The sequence below is a fragment of the Streptomyces sp. NBC_01116 genome (assembly GCF_041435495.1).
GTDB lineage: Bacteria > Actinomycetota > Actinomycetes > Streptomycetales > Streptomycetaceae > Streptomyces.
Genome location: NZ_CP108644.1, coordinates 2749883 through 2770546 on the forward strand (window position 1 = coordinate 2749883; position 20664 = coordinate 2770546).

Sequence of the window (20664 nt, forward strand, 5' to 3'; positions counted from 1 at the left end):
CTTCTATCGATGCCGCCGGCGGACTCCTGAAGCCGTCCGGGGCGAGGGGTGGAGACCGGCCCCCGGCCTCCACCCGTTCGGTGCCCCGCGGGCCCTCCGGGGCCCTCTCCGAGGGTGTTTCGGGGCTCCCCGAGGGCTGTTTCCGAACGGATTCCCGCGCATTCCCCGCCCTCGCGCCCCAGGGGCGTCTGTCAGCGTCTCGCCGGTTCGGCGGGCGTCGCCGCGTCCGTCCCGGAGGCGGCATCCGCCCTGGGCATCAGGGGCATCGTGGACTCCTCCTCCCCGGCGCCGCCCCGGCCGCCCCGGCCGCCCCGAGCCTCCGGAGCGGCGGCGCCGGCCGCCTCCCCTTCGCTGAGGCCGAACCTGCGGTGGAAGGCCCGCAGGGGTGCGGGGGCCCACCAGGTGGAGCGGCCCATCAGCTTCATCACCGAGGGGACCAGCAGACCGCGCACCACCATGGCGTCCATCAGGACGGCCAGGGCGATGCCGAGTCCCAGCATCTTGGTGTTGGTGACCCGCGAGGTGCCGATGGCCACCATCACGACCGCGAGGATCACGGCGGCCGCGGTGATCAGTCCGCCGGTGTGCCGGAGTCCGAAGGTGACGGAGTGCTCGTGGTCGCCGGTGCGGTCGTGCTCCTCCTTGATCCGGGATATCAGGAAGACCCCGTAGTCCATGGAGAGTCCGAAGGCGACGCAGAACATCAGGACGGGCAGCGTCGTCTCGATGTCGCCCGTGCTGGTGAAGACGAGCAGCCCGGAGAGATTCCCGTCCTGGAAGACCCAGACCACCGCCCCGAACATCGCGGTCAGGCTGAGGGCGTTGAGCACGACCGCCTGGAGCGGGATGAGCACACTGCCGGTGAGCAGGAAGACCAGGAGCAGGGTGACCACCACGATGATCCCCACCGCCCAGGGCAGCCGGTCGGCTATGGCGTCCTTGGAGTCGACGAGGACCGCCGCCGTGCCCGTGACCGAGGTGTCGAGGGAGGAGGCGGAGGGCACGGCCCTCAGGTCCCGTACGAGCTGCTGGGTCTGCTCGCCGACGGCTTCTCCCTCGGGCAGCACGCTGTAGTAGGCCACGGAGTCCCCGGTGACCGGGCCGTCGACCCGCAGGACTCCGGGGAGCTGCTCGATCCGGTCCTTCAGGTCCGCGTACGCGGCGGGGGAGCCCTGCCCCTCGGCCAGCACCTCCAGGCCTCCGCCGGGGCTGCCGGGGAACCCTTCGCGGATGTGTTCCTGAACGACCCGGGACTCCGCCGAGGCCGGCAGCTGGCGGTCGTCCGCCGTGCCGAACCTGACGCCCAGGAAGGGCAGTCCGAGCAGCAGGAGCCCGACGGTGGTGACGACGGCGAAGAGGGGCGCCCTGCGCATCACCAGCACGGCCAGCCGCGCCCAGCCCCGGCCGGGCGACGCCTCCTCCCCCGGGCCCCCGGCCCTCTCCTTCCGGCGGCGGAACAGCCGGCGCAGGTCGAGCGCGTCGATCCGGTGGCCGAGCAGCACGAGTGCCGCGGGCAGCAGGATCAGTGCGGCAGCGGCGGCCAGGAGGACCACGGCGATGCCGGCGTAGGCGAAGGACCGCAGGAAGTACTGCGGGAAGACGAGCATGGCCGACAGGGACACCGCCACGGTCAGCGCCGAGAACAGCACCGTACGCCCGGCGGTCCGCAGCGTCGTGCCCACCGCGGTCCGGGGGTCCGCCCCGCCGGCCAGCTCCTCGCGGAAGCGGCGGACGATGAACAGGGCGTAGTCGATGGCGAGTCCGAGGCCGAGCGCCGTGGTGAGGTTCATGGCGAAGACCGAGACGTCGGTGAACTCCGTCAGCCCTCGCAGCACGGCGTTGGTGCCGAGGATGGCGACGATGCCGACACCGAGCGGCAGCATCGCGGCGACGGCGCTGCCGAAGACCATGACCAGCAGGACGAGCGTCACCGGCAGGGCGATCAGCTCGGCCCGCAGCAGATCCTCCTGGATGATCGTCTGCATCTCGTGCTGCACCGCGACGGGCCCGCCGAGGGAGACCGTCACGGGCCCCCGCTCCCCCGCGAAGGCGGGGGCCATCCGGTCGAGGGTCTCGCCGGCGGTCTTCTCGTCGCCACCGATCCGGGCGGCGATGACCGCCTCGTGACCGTCCTCGGAGCGCAGGGCGGGTGCCCCGGTCTCCCAGTAGGACCCGATGCCCGAGATCCCCGGCTCGGCCTTCAGCCGCTCGACCAGGCGGGCGGCTTCGGCCGCCACCGCCGGGTCGTCGACCGTCGCGGAGCCGCTGTCCACCAGCAGGAGCAGGTTGGGCTGGGAGGCGGGGAACTCCCGCGCCAGCACCTCGGTCGCGTAGGTCGACTCGGCGTCGGGGGCCTGCCAGCCGCCGCTGCCCATCCGGTCCGCCACCCCGCTCCCCGCGAACACGGCGAGCGCGGTGATCACCAGCGCGGCCAGCAGCGCGAACCGCGGTCGGGCGGTGACGAACCGCGTCCAGCCGCCGACCGGCGGCGGGGCGGAACGGTTGACTTCGGACATGGTGCGGTGTCCCCTTCACCGAGACCCGGGCGGCACAGGGCAGCATGGGTCGGCCGTTGCCACTTACCCTGGCAAACACGAGTAGTCGCTCGCGTTTCACTAGAATGCGAGCGACCACTCGCGTTTGTCAACCGCATCACGAGAGCTGGGGATTGACCGTGTCGGAGGCCAGAGCCACCAAGGGCGCCGCGGCGGACGGAGCGGACGGCGGATCCACCGCCGCCGCCGCAGCCGACGGAACGCCGGGATCCGCCCGCCCGCGCCGCCGCCAGGCCCGCGGCGAGGCCCGTATCGCCCAACTGCTCCGGGCCGCCGCGAGCGTCTTCTGCACCAGCGGCTACACCGCGTCGAGCACCAACGCCATCGCCCGCGAGGCAGGGGTGTCGCCGGGCACGCTCTACCAGTTCTTCCCGAACAAGGAGGCCATCGCGGTCGAGCTGGGCGACCAGCTGCTCAACCGCTGGCGGGACACCTACGGCGCCGCCCTCACCCAGAGCCATGTCGAGCTGCCGCTCGACCGCATGCTGGACGCCGTCCTCGACCCGCTGATCGCCTTCAACTGCGAGAACCCGGCCTTCTCGGTCCTGATGCACGGCTCGGAGATCCCCGGCCGGATCACCGAGGAGCACGACACGCTGCACGCCACGATGCTGACGCGGGTCGAATCGGTGCTCGCCGGCTACCTCCCGGACGTGCCGGCCGGCCAGGTCCACCGCATCGCCGACATGACCTTCATGCTCTTCAAGGCCGGACTGGACCTGATCATGGCCCACGAGGGCGAGGAACGCGCGGCCTACATCCAGGAGCTGAAGACGATCATGTTCCGCTACCTGGATCCCCTGGTCGGCGACGAGGTGCGACACGGGACCCCGCACGCGCCGTAGGCGCCCCTCGCACGCACACCACGCGCGCCCCGCACACGCCATCGACGAACACGGGACCGGCACACGACACCGCCGGATCGCATTTATACCCCCTAGGGGTATAGTGTGAGACGACGGAACGCCGGGGAGTCCTCCACGGCCCCCTGCGCCCCGCCACGCCGCCGTAACGTGTTCGCGAAGAGGAGAACGTCATGACCGCCGAGACAGAGACCACCCAGTCCACCGGTTCCTGCTGCTCGCCCACCGGTTCCTGCCACGACGGTGCGGCCGACGTGCAGATCGGGCAGACCGACTCGGTCACCACCGTGTACCAGGTCAAGGGCATGACCTGCGGCCACTGCGAGGGCGCCGTTTCGGAGGAGATCTCCGGGATCGCCGGCGTGTCCTCGGTCGCCGCCGTCGCCGCCACCGGCCTGGTCACCGTCACCTCCAAGGCCCCGCTGGCCGAGGACGCCGTCCGCGCCGCCGTCGACGAGGCCGGGTACGAGCTCCTCGGCCCGGCCGCCTGAAGGCCGGCCGGAGCAGCCGCCACCCCCGTTCGCCGTCGGGCCGTGCCTCACCAGTCGATACTGGTGGGGTACGGCCCGATCCGCGTTTCCCAGGAGTTCCGGAACATGGCCAGCACAGCAGCAGCCGATTTCCCGGCCGCCGACGCCTCCGAGGCCGAGCTCATGATCGGCGGGATGACCTGCGCCTCGTGCGCGGCCCGCGTCGAGAAGAAGCTCAACCGGATGGACGGCGTCACCGCCACGGTGAACTACGCGACCGAGAAGGCCCGCGTCACCTTCGGGGAAGGGCTGAAGCTGGGGGATCTCGTCGCCACGGTCGAGAAGACCGGCTACACGGCCCGTCCCGTCGTACAGGCGGAACGGCAGGCACCGGCAGAGGACGGCACCACCACTCCTCCGACCGCCGCCCCGGACACGTACGCCGAGGAGACCCGCGGTACGGGCTCCGCCACGGGCACGGGCGCCGGTCCCGCCGTGGCCCCGGGGCCCGCCCCGGACCCTGCCGCCCGCGACGCCGGGGCGGACCGTGACGCCTCCGTCGGCGCGATCCGGCACCGCCTCGTCGTGTCCGCCGTGCTCGCCGTCCCCGTCGTCCTGCTCGCCATGGTCCCGGCCTTCCAGTTCGACCACTGGCAGTGGCTCAGCCTCACCCTGGCCGCGCCCGTCGTCGTCTGGGGCGGGCTGCCCTTCCACCGCGCCGCGTGGACCAACCTCCGGCACGGCGCCGCCACGATGGACACGCTGGTCTCGCTCGGCACGCTCGCCGCGTTCGGCTGGTCGCTGTGGGCCCTGTTCCTCGGCGACGCGGGCATGCCCGGCATGCGCCACGTCTTCGACCTCACCGTCCCGCGCGCCGACGCCGGCTCGACGATCTACCTGGAGGTGGCGGCCGGGGTCGTCACGTTCATCCTGCTCGGCCGCTACCTGGAGGCCCGCGCCAAGCGGAGGTCCGGGGCGGCCCTGCGGGCGCTGATGGACCTGGGCGCCAAGGACGTCTCCGTACTCAGGGACGGCCGGGAGGTCCGCGTCCCGGCGAGCACGCTCGTCGTGGGCGACCGTTTCCTGGTCCGTCCCGGGGAGAAGATCGCGACGGACGGGACCGTGGTCGAGGGCTCCTCCGCCGTGGACGCCTCCATGCTCACCGGCGAGTCCGTACCCGTCGAGGTCACCGCCGGCGACACCGTCACCGGAGCCACCCTCAACGCCGGAGGCCGCCTCGTCGTCGAAGCCACCCGCATCGGCGCCGACACCCAACTCGCCCGCATGGCCCGCCTCGTCGAGGACGCCCAGAACGGCAAGGCCTCCGCACAACGCCTCGCCGACCGCATCTCCGCCGTCTTCGTCCCCATCGTCATCGCCCTCGCCCTCGCCACCCTCGGCTTCTGGCTCGGCAACGGCGCCGGACCCACCGCCGCCTTCACCGCCGCCGTCGCCGTCCTCATCATCGCCTGCCCCTGCGCCCTCGGCCTCGCCACACCCACCGCCCTCATGGTCGGCACCGGCCGCGGCGCACAACTCGGCATCCTCATCAAGGGCCCCGAAGTCCTGGAGACCACCCGCCGCGCCGACACCATCGTCCTCGACAAGACCGGCACCGTCACCACCGGCCGCATGACCCTCCAGACCACCCACACCACCCCCACCACCACCAAAACCGAAGTCCTCCGCCTCGCCGGAGCACTCGAGAACGCCTCCGAACACCCCATCGCCCAAGCCGTCGCCACCGCCGCCACCAACACCACCGGCCCCCTCCCCACCCCCGAGGACTTCCAGAACATCCCCGGACTCGGCGTCCAGGGCATCGTCGAGGGCCACGCCGTCCTCGTCGGGCGGCCCCGCCTCCTCGCCGACGCGGCGATCCCTCTCCCGCCCGCGTTGTCGGGGGCCCTGGCGGAGGCCGGGGAGCACGGCCGTACGGCGGTCGTCGTGGCCTGGGACGGGGAGGCGCGGGGCGTGTTCGGGGTGGCGGACGCGGTCAAGGGCAGCAGCGCCGCCGCCGTGCGCGAGCTGCGCGCGCTGGGGCTGAGGCCCGTCCTGCTGACCGGAGACAACCGGGCGGTGGCGGAGGCCGTGGCCCGCGAGGTGGGCATCGACGAGGTCCACGCGGAGGTGCTTCCCGAGGACAAGGTGAACGTCGTGAAGCGCCTTCAGGCCGAGGGCCGGGTCGTCGCGATGGTCGGCGACGGGGTCAACGACGCGGCCGCCCTCGCCACGGCGGACCTGGGGCTGGCGATGGGCACCGGGACGGATGCGGCGATCGAGGCGAGCGACCTCACGCTGGTTCGTGGAGATCTCAAGGTGACGGCTGACGCAATCCGCCTCTCCAGGCGTACGCTGGCCACCATCAGGGGCAACCTCTTCTGGGCCTTCGGGTACAACGTCGCGGCCTTGCCCCTGGCTGCAAGTGGCCTGCTCAACCCTATGATCGCGGGAGCCGCCATGGCGTTTTCGTCCGTGTTCGTCGTCACGAACAGCCTACGGTTGCGTGCCTTCACGTAACTTCCACAAAGAGATTTAGATCACACCGGTTTCAGGGTAACCATCCGGTGGGTTCGCGAGTCTTAGAGTGCGAGCCAAGGACGTCTTGGGGGACGTCCGATGGAGTGTCTTGGGGGACGCTCCTGTGGCAAGCGTTGGCCGGGGCACGTGCACCGGGGAGCTTTGAGCGGCCCTCCCGTGCGTACGTACCCCGGCGGACCGCGGCACAACCGAACAACGGGAGCTTCGGCTCCCTACAGACGCCCGGCCGGATCCCGTGGGGGGAATCCGCTCCGGGATATGGGAAACGCCCCGACCGTCGACCCGTGGGGGGATCGGCGGCGGGGTGTTTCTCGCTTTCCAGCCCGCTCAAGCGCCACGCACGTCCCGCCGCACGGGCCGGGCCGGGCTCACGCCCCGTACGCGCCCCGCGTGCGGCCACAGCCCGTACAACGCCGAATCGCCCCGGACACCGCGCTCTGTGCGAAGCGCGGTACGCGGGGCGAAGGCAGTCGGCCGAAGAGGCCGGGCACTACAGAAGGTTCCGAGGTCCGGGTCAGCGGCCCTCGACCGGGACGAAGTCGCGCAGGACCTCGCCGGTGTAGATCTGACGCGGGCGGCCGATGCGGGAACCCGGCTCCTTGATCATCTCGTGCCACTGGGCGATCCAGCCGGGAAGGCGGCCGAGCGCGAAGAGCACGGTGAACATCTCGGTCGGGAAGCCCATGGCCCGGTAGATGAGGCCGGTGTAGAAGTCCACGTTGGGGTAGAGGTTGCGCGAGACGAAGTAGTCGTCGGAGAGCGCGTGCTCCTCCAGCTTGAGCGCGATGTCGAGCAGCTCGTCGGACTTGCCGAGCGCGGACAGCACGTCGTGCGCGGCAGCCTTGATGATCTTGGCGCGCGGGTCGAAGGACTTGTACACCCGGTGGCCGAAGCCCATCAGGCGGACGCCGTCCTCCTTGTTCTTCACCTTGCGGATGAAGGAGTCGACGTCGCCGCCGTTGGCCTGGATGCCTTCCAGCATCTCCAGCACCGACTGGTTGGCGCCACCGTGCAGGGGGCCCCACAGCGCCGAGATGCCGGCGGAGATCGAGGCGAACATGTTCGCCTGCGAAGAGCCGACCAGGCGCACGGTGGAGGTCGAACAGTTCTGCTCGTGGTCCGCGTGCAGGATGAGCAGCTTGTCCAGCGCCGAGACGACGACCGGGTCCAGCTCGTACTCCTGGGCGGGGACCGAGAAGGTCATGCGCAGGAAGTTCTCGACGTACCCGAGGTCGTTGCGCGGGTAGACGAAGGGGTGCCCGATCGACTTCTTGTAGGCGTACGCCGCGATCGTCGGGAGCTTCGCCAGGAGGCGGATCGTCGAGAGGTGACGCTGCTGCTCGTCGAACGGGTTGTGGCTGTCCTGGTAGAACGTGGACAGCGCGCTGACGACCGAGGACAGCATGGCCATCGGGTGGGCGTCGCGCGGGAAGCCGTCGAAGAACCGCTTGACGTCCTCGTGCAGCAGCGTGTGCTGGGTGATCTCGTTCTTGAAGGTCGCCAGCTCGTCGACCTTCGGCAGATCACCGTTGATCAGCGTGTACGCGACCTCGAGGAACGACGAGCGCTCGGCGAGCTGCTCGATCGGGTATCCGCGGTAGCGCAGAATGCCCTGCTCACCGTCGAGGTACGTGATGGCGGATTTATAGGCGGCGGTATTGCCGTATCCGCTGTCCAGCGTCACCAGGCCGGTATTGGCCCGGAGCTTCCCGATGTCGAAGCCCTTGTCGCCGACGGTGCTGTCGATCACCGGGTAGGTGTACTCGTCGTCGCCGTACCGCAGTACTACAGCGTTGTTGGTGTGCTCGCTCACGTCATCCCTCACCGACGTAGTGCCTCTTCTTCGAGGTGCCCTGACTGTCTTCCACCCTCCCCCATTCGGCTCAGGAGAGTGCACTCGGGGTCGTCCATTGGACTCATTGGCGGCACTGAGTGCCGCCAACTTACTCATCCTGCCCCCTTGACTGCGGTTCCGGAAGACCTCCGTGATGTTTCCCACCGATTTGATCGATCATTTTTGCGCACGGCTCACGCGAAGTCTTCTCCGGAGCCGCCCCGGAGCCGGAAATCCAGTGCCGTACAGCGTCTGCCTGCGGAAACCGTGCGGACCGCCTGGCCGATCGCCTTACGGGACCCGACCAGGACCACCAGCTTCTTGGCCCGTGTCACGGCCGTGTAGAGCAGGTTGCGCTGGAGCATCATCCAGGCGCTGGTGGTGACGGGGATGACGACGGCCGGATACTCGCTGCCCTGGGAGCGGTGGATGGTCATGGCGTACGCGTGGGCCAGCTCGTCCAGTTCGTCGAAGTCGTAGCCGATCTCCTCGTCCTCGTCGGTGCGGACGGTGAGCTTCTGTTCGTCCAGGTCGAGGCCGGTGACCACGCCGACCGTGCCGTTGAAGACGCCGTTCTCGCCCTTGTCGTAGTTGTTGCGGATCTGGGTGACCTTGTCGCCGACCCGGAAGACCCGGCCGCCGAACCGCTTCTCGGCCAGGTCGGGGCGGGCCGGGGTGATGGCCTGCTGGAGCAGCCCGTTCAGATGCCCCGCACCCGCGGGGCCCCGGTGCATCGGGGCGAGAACCTGCACGTCACGGCGGGGATCGAGGCCGAACTTGGCCGGAATGCGCCGGGCCGCCACATCGACGGCGAGCTTGCCCGCGTCCTCCGTCTCGTCCTCCACGAAGAGGAAGAAGTCGCTCAGTCCTTCCGTGAGCGGCGGCTGTCCGGCGTTGATCCGGTGGGCGTTGGTCACGACGCCGGACTGCTGGGCCTGGCGGAAGATCCGGGTGAGCCGGACGGCGGGGACCGGGCCGCCCTCCGCGAGCAGATCGCCCAGCACCTCCCCCGCGCCGACCGAGGGCAGTTGGTCGACGTCGCCCACGAGGAGGAGGTGGGCACCGGGTGCCACCGCCTTGACGAGCTTGTTGGCGAGCAGCAGATCGAGCATCGACGCCTCGTCCACGACGACCAGATCGGCGTCCAGCGGGCGGTCCCGGTCGTAGGCCGCGTCCCCGCCCGGCTTCAGCTCCAGGAGCCGGTGCACGGTGGACGCCTCGGCCCCGGTCAGCTCCGAGAGGCGTTTGGCGGCACGCCCGGTGGGGGCGGCGAGCACCACCTTGGCCTTCTTCGCCCGGGCCAGCTCGACGACGGACCGTACGGTGAACGACTTCCCGCAGCCGGGGCCGCCGGTCAGGACGGCCACCTTCCGGCTGAGCGCGAGCCGTACGGCCTGTTCCTGCTCGGGCGCGAGAACGGTCCCCGTACGGGTGGCGAGCCAGGCCAGGGCCTTGTCCCAGTCCACGTCCCGGAAGGCCGGCATGCGGTCCTCGCCGGTGTTCAGCAGGCGGCGCACCTGCCCGGCGAGCGACAGCTCGGCCCGGTGGAAGGGGACGAGGTAGACGGCGGTGACCGGGTCGCCGCCCTCGGGGGACGGCACCTTCTCCCGTACGACGCCCTCCGGATCGGCGGCCAGCTCGGCCAGGCACTCGATGACCAGCCCGGTGTCGACCTGGAGCAGCTTGACGCCGTCCGCGATGAGCCGCTCCTCGGGGAGGTAGCAGTGCCCCTGGTCGGAGGACTGTGACAGGGCGTACTGGAGGCCGGCCTTGACCCGCTCGGGGCTGTCGTGCGGAATGCCGACGGCCTGGGCGATCCGGTCGGCGGTGAGGAAGCCGATGCCCCAGACGTCGGCGGCCAGCCGGTAGGGCTGGTTCTTCACGACGGAGATCGAGGCGTCCTCGTACTTCTTGTAGATGCGGACGGCGATGGAGGTGGAGACCTCGACGCTCTGGAGGAAGACCATGACCTCCTTGATCGCCTTCTGTTCCTCCCAGGCGGTCGCGATCATCTTCGTGCGTTTGGGGCCGAGGCCGGGGACCTCGACGAGGCGCTTCGGCTCCTGCTCGATGATGTCGAGGGTGTCGACGCCGAAGTGGGTGGTGATCCGGTCGGCCATCACCGGCCCGATCCCCTTGATCAGCCCGGAGCCGAGGTAGCGGCGGATGCCCTGGATGGTGGCGGGCAGCACGGTGGTGTAGTTCTCCACGGTGAACTGCTTGCCGTACTGCGCGTGCGAGCCCCAACGGCCCTCCATCCGCAGCGATTCGCCGACCTGCGCGCCGAGCAGCGCGCCGACGACGGTGAGGAGGTCCCCGGCTCCGCGTCCGGTGTCGACGCGGGCGACCGTGTACCCGTTCTCCTCGTTGGCGTACGTGATCCGCTCCAGGACACCTTCGAGCACGGCCATGTTGGACATGCCCCGACGCTACCGGGTGGAGCTGACAGCGCGGTTCACGGACGGGACGCACGGCAGAGGGCGACCGAACTCCCGACAGAGGCGACAGGGCTCACGCCAGGGGGCGGGGGACTCACGTCCGGAGGCGGGTCGGGGCTCCCTCAGGGGGCGGGAAAGCTCGGCCCGCCGCCCTCGTACTCCTCCGTCAACAAGGCGTCCATGGTGGTGCGCAGCGTGCCGAGGAACTCCTCGAAGCGCTGGATCTCGCGCGGGGAGTAGGCCGCCATCGCCTCGGCCATCCGCTCGGAGTACGGGCCGAAGAACGCGATGGCCCTCGGCCGGATGCCGGGGCTGCTGCGCAGGGTCACGACCCGGCGGTCGGCGCTCTCGCGGGTGCGGACGATGTGGCCCGCCTGTTCGAGCCGCTTGAGGAGGATGGCGGTCGCGCCGGAGGAGAGGGAGACGCGCTCGCTGAGCCGGGCCGGGGACAGGGGTGTGCCCTGGTCCTCCGCGTAGAGGATCTCGACCAGGGCCGCGGCGTCGGTGGAGTGCAGACCGAGCCAGGTCGCGAAGCGGCGGGTGAACTCGGTGTAGTTGGCCCCGAAGGCGCGCAGGCCGTCGATCACGCGGTCGACGCGCAGCGCCTCGCGGTCGGCCGCGGCACTTCCGCCCACCGCGCCGCCCGCGTCCACCACGCCGTCCCCGTCCGCCGTGGCGTTTCCGTCGGCTCCGTGCCCGTTCGGCATTGGCGCTGCCCCGCTCTCTTCCGGTTCCGGTTCCGCCGCGGGCCCTCCGGCCACGTCTCCCACCGCCTGCTTTGACAACCTACCTCGCCAGATCTACCTTTGCCGCAAAGGTATCTTTCTTTGCGGCAAAGCAACTTTGGGGAGTCGAAGCACTGTGCCCGAACCAGCGGAAATCCCTCCCACAGCACGTCAGTGGCTCGGCCTCGTCGCCGTGGCACTCGGCGTGGCCCTGATCGTCGTCGACCTGACGATCGTCAACGTGATCCTCGCGCCGATCATCGAGGACCTCTCCATCGGCTCGTCGGAGGCCCAGTGGATCCAGGAGTCGTACGCGATCACGTTCGCGGCGCTCCTCCTGGTCACCGGGCGCCTCAGCGACCTGTACGGCGCACGCCGGATCTTCCTGCTGGGCCTCGCCGTCTTCGGCGTGACGAGCCTGCTGGCCGCGCTGGCCCCCGGCGGCGGTCCGCTGATCCTCGCCCGGTTCGTCCAGGGCGTCGGCGGGGCGATGATGCTGCCCACCTCGCTGGCCCTGCTGAACGCCACGTTCACGGGCCGGGCGCGCGGCCAGGCGTTCGCCGTGTGGGGCTCGACCATCGGCGCGGCGGCGGCCGTGGGCCCGCTGCTGGGCGGTTGGCTCGCCGACTTCTCCTGGCGGTGGGCCTTCGGCATCAACATCCCGCTGGTCGCCCTCATCGTGGTGGGGGTGCTCAGGTATCTGGACGCGTCGCCCCGCACCCGGGGCCGTATCGACGGCGTCGGCGCGGTGCAGTCGGCGGTGGGCCTGGGTCTCCTCTCCTTCGTCCTGATCGAGGGACGTACCCATGGCTGGCTGATGACGACCGAGCCGCTGGAGGTCGGCGGCCTCTCCTGGTCCGGCGGGCTGTCGCCGGTGTTCGTCGCCCTGCTCCTGTCCGTCCTGGCGCTGGGAGTGTTCTGGCGCAGGCAGGCCGTGCTGAGCCGGGCGGGCGACGAGCCGCTGATGGACGTCGGGCTGCTCTCCATCCGCTCGTTCCGCAACGGCAACTTCGTCACGCTGATGGTCGGCCTCGGGGAGTTCGGCATCATCGCGGTGCTGCCGCTCTGGTTGCAGTTCGCCCTCGGCTACAGCGCGTTCGAGGCCGGTCTCGCCCTCGTCGCCCTGGCCGCCGGCAGCTTCGCCGCCTCCGGGGCGAGCTTCCCGATGGCCGCGACGGTCCCCGCGCTCGCGCAGGTCCGGATCGGCCTGGGCCTGGAGGCCGCCGGGCTGACGATGCTGGCCCTGATCGCGTCCACGGACAGCTCCTGGTGGCTGATCGCGATCGCGTTGTTCGTGTACGGGATCGGCGTCGGCTTCGCCACGGCGCAGGTCACCAACATCGTCCTCGTCGACGTACCGGAACGGAGCGGAGGCCAGGCGTCGGGCATCCAGAGCGCGGCCCGCGAGCTCGGGTCGGCCCTCGGTATCGCCCTGCTGACCACGCTGTTCTTCAGCACCCTGGCCTCGGGAATGACCGACCGGCTCACCCGGGACGGCGTGCCTGTGGACGAAGCGGAACGTCTCGGGGGCGTGGTGACGGACAGCGCGGGATCGGTGATCGGGGCCCTCGCCTCGGAGCCGCGCACGGCATCGGCGGCGGAGGCGGCCCGCGAGGCGATGGCGGTCGGTGTGCAGGTCTCCGGGTACGTCTGCGCGGGGCTGCTGCTCCTGGCGCTCGCGGCGACGCTGTTCATGTCGTCGCGGAAGCCGGGGACGCCCACGACACCGAGAACGCGCAAGACGCGCAAGGAGCGGGGCACTTCGGACCCGAAGGCACCGCACGGCCCGGTGCGGCGACCCGTGTGAACAACCCGGTCGTCGGCGCCGCCCTCCCGGCTTCATGATGACCTCATGCCTCTGAACGACACCCTGGCCCGCGTGGACGCGGACCTCGCCGCCGGCCGCGTACCGGTGGCGAGGCAGCGCCTGCGCGGGCTGGTCTCCTCCTACCCGCACGAGCCGGAGCCCCGCCGCCGCCTGGCAGCCGTCTACCGCCTGTACGGCGACGCCGCCGAGGCCGGCCGCTGGATGTATCTGGAGGAGGACCGCGCCCCGCGGGAGACGGCGGCCTTCGAGGAGCGGTACGCGACCCATCTGCGCCGGATGGTGGCCGTCGCCTGGCGCGACCCGGAGTCACCGGACGAGGTTCCCGCCTTCGCCGCACAGCAGTTGGCGTCGTTGCGTACCGCGGCGTCGGACGAGATCGGCCGCCCGCTGGACTGGGAGGGTCTCCCGGCCCGGCGGCGGAAGCCCGGCCCCCGCGAGGACGGGAGCACGACCGTCGGAGAGAGCGCGGCGGCCGTGGGCTGCGCGGTCGCGGTGATCGCGTTCCTGGCGATCTGGGTGAACGGGCTGATCGACCTCTTCGACTGACCGGCCACGTCCCGCACAGGTCACGGCTGCGGCCGGGCCGTCGCGGCGGCCGGTGGCCCGGCGCGGCAGGCCCGGGAGGCGGTGGTGCCCCCGGGCCCGGGCGACGCTCCCTCCCGCGAGGGGGCCGGCTCCCTGGACTCGGGCCCGTGGGGCGGGCCCCGCTCCGGAGGGCGGGCTTGCTCAGCTCGGGTCGGCGCGCCGGCCGGCGTTGAAGCGCGCCTTCTTCTGGCGGTTGCCGCACGTGTTCATGTCGCACCACTTGCGCGTACGGCTCTGGCTGGTGTCGAAGAAGGCGGCCCGGCAGGTCGGGGAGGCGCACAGGGCCAGCTTTCCGTCCCGTACACCCGAGATGACGTCGACCGCGTCGGCGGCGATCACGCTGAGGGCGTCCTCCACGGAGGAGGAGGCGAGCCGCCAGCGCCGCTCTCCCCCGGGCGTCAGGACCGCCGCGGCCCGCCCCCGGATGCTGTGGTCGCCGATGACCTGGACCGCTTCGGCGGGGAGGGGCTCGTGCAGCGCGGCGGCCGTGGCGGCGGCGTGGACCGACTCCCTCAGTTCCCGGGCGCGGTCGAGCTGGGCAGGGGTGCAGGAGTCCACGGCGAGGCCGTACACCGCCAGCCAGTCGATGAGCCGTTGCGGAACGGGGATGCGCTCCACGGCGTCGCCGCAACGCTCCGACAGGGTCCCGGTGAAGCTCGTCGCCAGCACGTTGCCGAGGCGGAAGTCAGGAGAGCCAGCACGCATGGAACCACCTTAGCCGGTTGCGTCCCGCCGCCGGGAGCTGTTAGAACCGTCTTAGCCGGTTCACGACGAGTCGGCGTCGGTTCGGTGGCGGATCAGCACGGGTTCGCGGTGGATCGACGCCGGCCCCACCACGGCCAGGAGGCCCCATGCCGCGCCCGACCAGCGACGTCCACGCCTACGAGACCCACACGACCGACGCCGACCTCGACGATCTGCGGGCCCGGCTGGCCGCGGCGCGACTGCCGGAGGCCGAGACGGTCCGGGGCGCCGGGCCCGGCCCCCGCCGATGGGACCAGGGCGTTCCGCTCGCCGACCTCGTCGAGGTCGTGGAGTACTGGCGCACCGGGTACGACTGGCGGCCATTCGAGGAGCGCCTCAACCGCATGGGCCAGTTCCGTACGGTCATCGACGGCCTGGGCATCCACTTCCTGCACCGCCGGTCCGCGCGCCCGGACGCCACCCCGCTGCTCCTGACGCACGGCTGGCCGGGCAGCGTCGTCGAATTCCTGCACGTCATGGACGAGTTGGCGGATCCGGAGGACGCGGAAGCACCGGCGTTCCACGTCGTGGCCCCGTCGCTGCCGGGCTTCGGATACAGCGACCGGCCGACCACCACCGGATGGGGCACCGAGAGGATCGCGGCCGCGTGGGTGGAGTTGATGGGACGGCTCGGCCACAGCACGTTCCTGGCCCATGGCGGCGACTGGGGCGGCAACATCACCACGGTTCTGGGCGGCAGGTTCCCGGACCACGTGCTCGGCGTCCACTCCACGTTCGCGGAGGCCCCGCCCGGCCTGACCACGGAGGGCCTGACGGAGACCGAGCGCGGGTGGACCGAGGAGACCCGCCATTTCTGGCGCCACCGCGCGGCGTACGCCAAGCAGCAGGCGACCCGGCCGCAGACCGTCGGCTACGCGCTGGTCGACTCACCGGTCGGGCTGCTCGCCTGGATCCTCGACAAGTTCGCCGAGTGGTCGGACACCGAGGACAGCCCGTTCGAGACGATCTCCCGGGACCGCGTCCTCGACAACGTCACCCTGTACTGGCTGACGCGGACGGGCGCGTCGGCGGCCCGCATCTACCACGAGAGCCACAACTCGCTGGACCCCGAACTCCGGGTCGACGTCCCGTCGGCGATCACCATGTATCCGCGCGACATCGACAGGACGCCGCGCCCGTGGGCCCAGGAGCGGTACCGGAACATCGTCCGGTGGCGGTCGCCCGAGGCCGGAGGGCACTTCCCGTCGCTGGAGATGCCCGGACTCTTCGTCGCCGATCTGCGGGAGGGTCTCGCGGCGGTGCTGGCCGCCCGGCGGTGAGCGGGGTCGCCGTTCACCGAGGATCTTCGGTCAGCTCATCTCCCTTCACAGCCGTTTCGGGCCGGTCCGGCAGGAGCGCGGAGAGCCGTGAACCACGGCTCTCCGCGACGCGCACGATCTGCCGCAGCGACTCGGTCAGCCGGTCGGCGAGGAACCGGACCTGGGGCCCGGTGGACGCGTCGTCGGCCAGCAGGTCGGCGGCGTGGCCGAGCAGTTCGTCCGCCATGTCGAGCTGGATGCTCTCCACGTCGTCGGCCATCCGCGAGACGTGGCCGGTGCCGTCCCCGACGACGTAACAGGGCTTTCCGCCCGCCCCCCTCCACGGCAGCAGCCGCATCGCGGAGGCTCCGGGGAGGCCGGTGCGTTCGCCGCTCGCCCTCATGCCACAACCCCCGCCATCCGGTCGAGGTGAAGGCCGTGGGCGGCAACCAGCAGCGCCCCGTCCCGGATGCGCCGCCGCCTGGCCTCGGCGTGCTGCTCGGCCACGCGCTGCTCGTGCGCCACGACGTACGGGCGCACCAGGGGACTGTCCTCGCCCCGTGGAGGGCGCTCGCCGGTGCGGTGAGCCGTCGGCCCGCCCACGTAGGCGCAGGAGTAGGGGTAGACGTGGGCGTACGGGTCGAGCGGGTACCGGTGCCGCCTTACGGGGGTCAGCAATCGCTGTACCGGCTTCAGGAGCCGGGCGATAGCGTGCTTCATGTCAGCCTGCTTTCTGGGGGGTGACCATGCCCCCGGACCGGTTGCGTCGGTCGCGGGGGTCTCTCGGGTTCCTCGTTCGAGGCTTCCGCTTCTTTCCGTAGCGAACTCATCACAGAGTGGGGTCGCCCGTCGCTACGCTGCCAGGGGGTCGGGGATGACAGCGGGTCCGTCAAGACGGGAAGTTGGAGCGCATGGGCACGAAGCAGGGGCCGCGCACGCCGAGGCAGAAGTACGGCGAGGAGCTGCGGCTACGACGTGTGGCAGCGGGGCTGACGCAGGAGGCCCTGAGCGAGATGGTCGTGTGCTCACCGACCCTCATCAGCCACTACGAGGCGGGGCGGCGGCTGCCGAGTCCGGAGGATGCCCAGCGGATCGATCGGGCGTTGGGCACGGACGGGTTCTTTGGGCGGTGGCTGGAGGACCTGGAGACCAAGTACACCGACCACTTCGCGGCCGTGGCGGAGCTGGAGCAGCAGGCAGTGCTCATCCAGCAGTTCGCCCTCTCGCTCGTGCCCGGCCTGTTGCAGACGGATAGCTACGCTCGGGCCCTGTTCCAGGCGTACCGGCCCAACCACCGCCGAGCGGAGGTTGACAAGGACGTCGTCATCCGAACAGAACGTGCCCGCGTGCTCGATGGGCCGATGAATCCGGTGGTGTGGACCCTGCTGGACGAGGCGGTGTTACGGCGGCGGGTCGGCGGCCCTCAGGTGATGGCTGCGCAGTTGCATAAGGTCGCGGACATGGCCGAAGCCGGACGACTGCGGCTGCATGTGCTGCCGTTCGAGGCCGGTGCACACTCCCTCCAACAGAGCCTACTGACGTTGATGAGCTTCACGGATTCCGCACCAGTGGCTTACGTCGAGGGCTTTCAGACGGGCAACTTGATGGACAACCCGCGCCTGGTGACGTCAAGCCGTACCGCCTACGATCTCGCTCTGGGCGATGCGTTGTCGCACCAGGAGTCGGTGGCCCGCGTGCGGGCCGCAGCGGAGGAGCACGAGCATGGTCAGCAGTAGGCGGAGCATCGCGGACGCGGTCACCCTCACGGGCTGGTTCAAGTCCAGCTACAGCGGCGGGGACCAAGGCGAGTGCCTTGAGGTCGCCCGTGGCCACGCCGCCGTCCCCGTCCGAGACAGCAAGGCCGCCGACGGTCCGGCCCTCGTCTTCTCCGCCGACGGCTGGTCGTCTTTCGTCACCGCGATCCGAAGGGGCGCGTTCCCCTCCTGAAGGGAAGAAACCTCCCTGGCACACTGGCCCCAGAGGGCGAGGGGGGCCATATGAACGAGCGGGAGATCGACGCACGGGTCGAGGAGCTGAGCCGAGGTCTGCGGCGGATGGCCGCGGGGCTGCTCGAAGCGGCGGCCGATCATCCGGACGGCGTACGGGCGCGAGAACTGTCGGCGGCGGCCCGGGTGTTGGCCAACGACGTCCTGCCCCGAGTGGATGGGGAAGCCGGCGCCGCCCGGCCGGGCGAACCCGAAGTCCAGGACGCCCCTCCTCGGACGAAGAGCACGACGGTGAACGCGCCGGTTCGGCCGGGGTCGGCCCGTGAGGAGCTGGTGGAGATGTATCTGCCGGACTACGAGCGCCACCTTCGCGAGGACGACGACCCGTTGATGATGGACCCCGATCTCTCCTACGCGCGGTGGAAGCACCTGCATCGGGCCAAGCACGGGCGCGGCAGGCCGTTCGGGGACGCTCCGCTGTGGAACGACACCGTACCCAGCCGGGGAAAGGCGGTGGTGCGCGGCGTGACCTCCAAGGCGGAGATTCTGCGCCGCCTGCACCACAGCTACGTGACCCTGCGGGACCTGAAGAGCCCGGACGGCGAACTGGCGGTTGAGATATACCAGGGGTGTCAGGCCATCGAGCACTCCCGCGCGATCAGGGACGGCGACTTCGTCAACACGTCGGATCTGCGTCTGAAGCTGCAGGACCTGCGGTGGCGGGCCCTGGTGATCGGCGCCGGCCGGGGTGAGCACGCCCGTTCCGAGCTCCTCGCCCGACTACGGCAGTTGGACGTGCTGGCATCACCGCTCCTGGAACTGGACACGGCGTTCCGGCAGTGCGACAGCGACCCCTCCCTGGGCTCCAGGATCGCCGGGGCGGCGCACGGAGTGAAGGCGGTGCTCCACCACTGGTCGCCGAATCCCGCAGAGTCCTTCACGGAACCGGAACAGCTCTGACGTCGGCCGGTCCAAGCCGGCGCCGACCCTCTACCGCACGAGAGCCGGAGCCCCCGACCGACCGGAGTACGCGGGACCCGACCGGGTACTCAGCCGCTCAGCCCATGCTCGCCGCGACCTCGCTGCGGAGCTGCGGCAGCTTGTCGTGGAGGACGCCCGGGCAGAGGGTGTCGCCGAAGTCCTTGTGCCCGTAGATGCGGCTCGGCGCGATGCCGTACTGGGCGCAGGTGTACGCGCAGAGCGTCACCAGGACCTCCCACTGGGCACGTGGCGGCTGTGCGCCGTCGTGGTAGGCGCCCTCGTTGGCGATCCCGATGCCCGCTCCGTTCTGGCCGGAGGTGTGCGCCCCCAGGACGAAGTCCCTGCCGCCCCGCAGCGTGCTGAGGCTCTGGTGGCGGCCCTCGGTGATCCAGCCGCCCCGGCTGACGAGGAAGTGGTAGCCGGTGTCGGTCCAGCCGTTCTTGTCCATGTGCAGGTCCTGGACCCAGTGGGCGTGCTTGTGGGCCTGGGCGCGGGAGACGTCGGCGCTGTTGACGCTGACCGTGTGGTGCACGACGATCATGGTCGGCCGCTTTCCCACCAGCTCGACCGGGCTCCGTGGCGGACGGGCGGTCCACCGGGACGTGCCGTCGATGTCCGGTTCGACGGCGTCGAGGGCGTGGGCCGTGCCGGGTAGGGCGACTGCCGCCAGGCCGCCGGCACCGGCGAGGAGGACGTGGCGGCGGGACGGCTGCGGAAGGTTCACGGAGGACTCCTGATCTGTGGTCGTTCCGGCGGCCGGGCCGACCCGGCCGCCGCGGGCGCGAGGAGGTTACGCCGTGTTGTTGGCGAGGGCCTGGAGCCGGGCCAGGGAGCCGTTGAACTTGTTGCGGTCCACGTCGCCGGAGACCCCGGGGACCCGGCCGGTGGCCGTGTACTGCCAGATCGTCCAGGTGGGGAAGCCGGCGGGGATGCTCGGGCTGCTGGTTCCCCAATGGGCGACCCAGAGGGGCGACTTGGCCGCCATGCCGGACCAGCTGCCGGTGCAGGTGTTCCACCAACTGGCCGTCGTGTAGATGACGACGTCACGGGTGGTGCGCGCCTTGTAGGTGTTGTAGAAGTCGTTGATCCATGTGCGCATCTGGGTCGTGGAGAGGCCGTAGCACATGGCGCCGTACGGGTTGTGCTCGATGTCCAGCACCCCGGGGAGGGTCTTGCCGTCCTTGGACCACCCTCCACCGTTGCCCGCGAAGTAGCCGGCCTGCGTCGCACCGTTGGAGACGTCGGGGCGGGCGAAGTGGTAGGCGCCCCGGATCAGGCCGGCGTTGTAGGAACCGGTGTAGTTCGCGCTGAAGCGGCTGTCCTTGAAGGACGTGCCCTCGGTGGCCTTCATGTAGGCGAAGTCGATGCCCGCGGCCTTCACCGAGCCCCAGTTGATCGCCCCCTGCCAGTGGGAGACGTCGACGCCCTGGATACCGCTGGTGTCCATCGGCGTCACGCCGCCCGGAGCCGGGGAGGCCGGGCCCTGCTCGATGCGGGTCCCCGCACCCATCCACGCCTGCCCGGGCCGGACCGGCTCATCGGGTGCGGGCGGCGCGGCGGCGGCCGTGCCCGTGGCGGTCAGGATCAGCGCCGCGGCACCGGCGAGGGCGCCGGCTGCGAGCAGGGCCCTCCGGGATCTCTTGAGTCGGCGGGAGGGAGAACGGTACGCGGGCATAGCCACCTCCAGGCACGTTGACGGGGAGAGATCCACGGCATCCGACTGCCATCCGATAACCGGACGCCATGGACATGTCATGAGTAACGCACGGGCAGCGAGAGGCGTAAAGAGGCCATTCGGTCTAGACCTGTGCCGCCCCACCCCACCTGCGAAAACGCGCGTGAGCGGCGAGAACTTTCACTCGTGAAGGCCCCGGCGCCCGATCCCGGCCCGCGGG

At 70.9% G+C, this 20664-nt stretch carries 18 protein-coding genes; 9 read left to right on the forward strand and 9 right to left on the reverse strand.

Annotated elements, in window-relative coordinates:
• Positions 1–191 precede the first annotated feature (191 nt).
• Positions 192–2516, reverse strand: coding sequence for an MMPL family transporter (locus tag OG245_RS11950; protein WP_371623497.1), 2325 nt, complete (start codon positions 2514–2516; stop codon positions 192–194).
• A 158-nt stretch (positions 2517–2674) separates the two neighbouring features.
• Between OG245_RS11950 and OG245_RS11955 the strand changes: the two genes are divergently transcribed.
• From OG245_RS11955 to OG245_RS11965, 3 genes are all read left to right on the forward strand, one after another.
• Positions 2675–3400, forward strand: a complete 726-nt coding sequence (locus tag OG245_RS11955; RefSeq protein ID WP_371623498.1) for a TetR family transcriptional regulator — start codon at positions 2675–2677, stop codon at positions 3398–3400.
• 191 nt (positions 3401–3591) lie between these two features.
• Complete coding sequence (locus OG245_RS11960) at positions 3592–3909, forward strand: heavy-metal-associated domain-containing protein (RefSeq protein ID WP_371623499.1); 318 nt, start codon at positions 3592–3594, stop codon at positions 3907–3909.
• Positions 3910–4014: 105 nt separating this feature from the next.
• A complete protein-coding gene (locus OG245_RS11965; protein WP_371623500.1) occupies positions 4015–6408 on the forward strand; it encodes a heavy metal translocating P-type ATPase in 2394 nt (797 codons plus the stop codon).
• A gap of 535 nt (positions 6409–6943) precedes the next feature.
• Here OG245_RS11965 and OG245_RS11970 read toward each other — a convergent pair.
• The 3 genes from OG245_RS11970 to OG245_RS11980 form a co-directional block, all read right to left on the reverse strand.
• Positions 6944–8242 carry a citrate synthase gene (locus tag OG245_RS11970; RefSeq protein ID WP_003969077.1) on the reverse strand — a complete coding sequence of 433 codons (1299 nt, stop codon included), beginning with the start codon at positions 8240–8242 and terminating at the stop codon, positions 6944–6946.
• 215 nt (positions 8243–8457) lie between these two features.
• On the reverse strand, positions 8458–10683 hold the full coding sequence (locus OG245_RS11975) for an ATP-dependent RecD-like DNA helicase (RefSeq protein WP_371623501.1): 2226 nt from the start codon (positions 10681–10683) through the stop codon (positions 8458–8460).
• A gap of 140 nt (positions 10684–10823) precedes the next feature.
• Positions 10824–11408 (reverse strand): MarR family winged helix-turn-helix transcriptional regulator, encoded by a 585-nt coding sequence (locus tag OG245_RS11980; protein WP_371623502.1) that lies wholly within the window; start codon positions 11406–11408, stop codon positions 10824–10826.
• 154 nt (positions 11409–11562) lie between these two features.
• Here OG245_RS11980 and OG245_RS11985 point away from each other — a divergent pair, with 154 nt between their 5' ends.
• Together OG245_RS11985 and OG245_RS11990 are read left to right on the forward strand one after the other, a co-directional pair.
• The gene (locus tag OG245_RS11985; protein WP_371623503.1) at positions 11563–13233 is read left to right on the forward strand and encodes an MFS transporter; all 1671 of its coding nucleotides are present in this window, start codon (positions 11563–11565) and stop codon (positions 13231–13233) included.
• Positions 13234–13278: 45 nt separating this feature from the next.
• On the forward strand, positions 13279–13800 hold the full coding sequence (locus OG245_RS11990) for a DUF6584 family protein (protein WP_371623504.1): 522 nt from the start codon (positions 13279–13281) through the stop codon (positions 13798–13800).
• A gap of 180 nt (positions 13801–13980) precedes the next feature.
• On the opposite strand, the gene OG245_RS11995 is transcribed toward OG245_RS11990, so the two are convergent.
• The gene (locus OG245_RS11995; protein ID WP_371623505.1) at positions 13981–14544 is read right to left on the reverse strand and encodes an ABATE domain-containing protein; all 564 of its coding nucleotides are present in this window, start codon (positions 14542–14544) and stop codon (positions 13981–13983) included.
• 146 nt (positions 14545–14690) lie between these two features.
• On the opposite strand from OG245_RS11995, the gene OG245_RS12000 reads away from it, so the two are divergent.
• Entirely contained in the window at positions 14691–15863 is a 1173-nt protein-coding gene (locus tag OG245_RS12000) for an epoxide hydrolase (RefSeq protein ID WP_371623506.1), read from the forward strand.
• A gap of 13 nt (positions 15864–15876) precedes the next feature.
• On the opposite strand, the gene OG245_RS12005 is transcribed toward OG245_RS12000, so the two are convergent.
• Together OG245_RS12005 and OG245_RS12010 are read right to left on the reverse strand one after the other, a co-directional pair.
• On the reverse strand, positions 15877–16245 hold the full coding sequence (locus OG245_RS12005) for a hypothetical protein (RefSeq protein ID WP_371623507.1): 369 nt from the start codon (positions 16243–16245) through the stop codon (positions 15877–15879).
• Positions 16242–16562, reverse strand: a complete 321-nt coding sequence (locus tag OG245_RS12010; RefSeq protein WP_371623508.1) for a hypothetical protein — start codon at positions 16560–16562, stop codon at positions 16242–16244. Before OG245_RS12010 ends, OG245_RS12005 begins: the two co-directional genes overlap by 4 nt.
• 191 nt (positions 16563–16753) lie before the next feature.
• Here OG245_RS12010 and OG245_RS12015 point away from each other — a divergent pair, with 191 nt between their 5' ends.
• The 3 genes from OG245_RS12015 to OG245_RS12025 are packed head-to-tail and all read left to right on the forward strand — an operon-like array spanning position 16754 to position 18748.
• A complete protein-coding gene (locus OG245_RS12015; protein WP_371623509.1) occupies positions 16754–17578 on the forward strand; it encodes a helix-turn-helix domain-containing protein in 825 nt (274 codons plus the stop codon).
• Positions 17565–17789 (forward strand): DUF397 domain-containing protein, encoded by a 225-nt coding sequence (locus tag OG245_RS12020; protein WP_371623510.1) that lies wholly within the window; start codon positions 17565–17567, stop codon positions 17787–17789. The genes OG245_RS12015 and OG245_RS12020 overlap by 14 nt, the downstream gene beginning before the upstream one ends.
• A 50-nt stretch (positions 17790–17839) precedes the next feature.
• Complete coding sequence (locus OG245_RS12025; protein ID WP_371623511.1) at positions 17840–18748, forward strand: hypothetical protein; 909 nt, start codon at positions 17840–17842, stop codon at positions 18746–18748.
• A gap of 97 nt (positions 18749–18845) precedes the next feature.
• Here the strand turns inward: OG245_RS12025 and OG245_RS12030 are convergent, their stop codons facing one another.
• Both OG245_RS12030 and OG245_RS12035 read right to left on the reverse strand, forming a co-directional pair.
• Positions 18846–19493: a peptidoglycan recognition family protein gene (locus OG245_RS12030; protein WP_371623512.1), complete on the reverse strand. Its 648-nt coding sequence runs from the start codon at positions 19491–19493 to the stop codon at positions 18846–18848.
• 66 nt (positions 19494–19559) lie between these two features.
• Positions 19560–20444 (reverse strand): lysozyme, encoded by an 885-nt coding sequence (locus tag OG245_RS12035; protein ID WP_371623513.1) that lies wholly within the window; start codon positions 20442–20444, stop codon positions 19560–19562.
• Between the last annotated feature and the right edge of the window lie 220 nt (positions 20445–20664).

What these genes read in the sequence shown, in the direction of transcription:
- OG245_RS11950 (WP_371623497.1), bottom strand. Translation starts at nt 2,516, where the DNA reads ATGTCCGAAGTCAACCGTTCCGCCCCGCCGCCGGTCGGCGGCTGGACG.
- OG245_RS11960 (WP_371623499.1), top strand. Translation starts at nt 3,592, where the DNA reads ATGACCGCCGAGACAGAGACCACCCAGTCCACCGGTTCCTGCTGCTCG.
- OG245_RS11965 (WP_371623500.1), top strand. Translation starts at nt 4,015, where the DNA reads ATGGCCAGCACAGCAGCAGCCGATTTCCCGGCCGCCGACGCCTCCGAG.
- OG245_RS11975 (WP_371623501.1), bottom strand. Translation starts at nt 10,683, where the DNA reads ATGTCCAACATGGCCGTGCTCGAAGGTGTCCTGGAGCGGATCACGTAC.
- OG245_RS11980 (WP_371623502.1), bottom strand. Translation starts at nt 11,408, where the DNA reads ATGCCGAACGGGCACGGAGCCGACGGAAACGCCACGGCGGACGGGGAC.
- OG245_RS11990 (WP_371623504.1), top strand. Translation starts at nt 13,279, where the DNA reads ATGCCTCTGAACGACACCCTGGCCCGCGTGGACGCGGACCTCGCCGCC.
- OG245_RS11995 (WP_371623505.1), bottom strand. Translation starts at nt 14,544, where the DNA reads ATGCGTGCTGGCTCTCCTGACTTCCGCCTCGGCAACGTGCTGGCGACG.
- OG245_RS12000 (WP_371623506.1), top strand. Translation starts at nt 14,691, where the DNA reads ATGCCGCGCCCGACCAGCGACGTCCACGCCTACGAGACCCACACGACC.
- OG245_RS12005 (WP_371623507.1), bottom strand. Translation starts at nt 16,245, where the DNA reads ATGAGGGCGAGCGGCGAACGCACCGGCCTCCCCGGAGCCTCCGCGATG.
- OG245_RS12010 (WP_371623508.1), bottom strand. Translation starts at nt 16,562, where the DNA reads ATGAAGCACGCTATCGCCCGGCTCCTGAAGCCGGTACAGCGATTGCTG.
- OG245_RS12015 (WP_371623509.1), top strand. Translation starts at nt 16,754, where the DNA reads ATGGGCACGAAGCAGGGGCCGCGCACGCCGAGGCAGAAGTACGGCGAG.
- OG245_RS12020 (WP_371623510.1), top strand. Translation starts at nt 17,565, where the DNA reads ATGGTCAGCAGTAGGCGGAGCATCGCGGACGCGGTCACCCTCACGGGC.
- OG245_RS12025 (WP_371623511.1), top strand. Translation starts at nt 17,840, where the DNA reads ATGAACGAGCGGGAGATCGACGCACGGGTCGAGGAGCTGAGCCGAGGT.
- OG245_RS12035 (WP_371623513.1), bottom strand. Translation starts at nt 20,444, where the DNA reads ATGCCCGCGTACCGTTCTCCCTCCCGCCGACTCAAGAGATCCCGGAGG.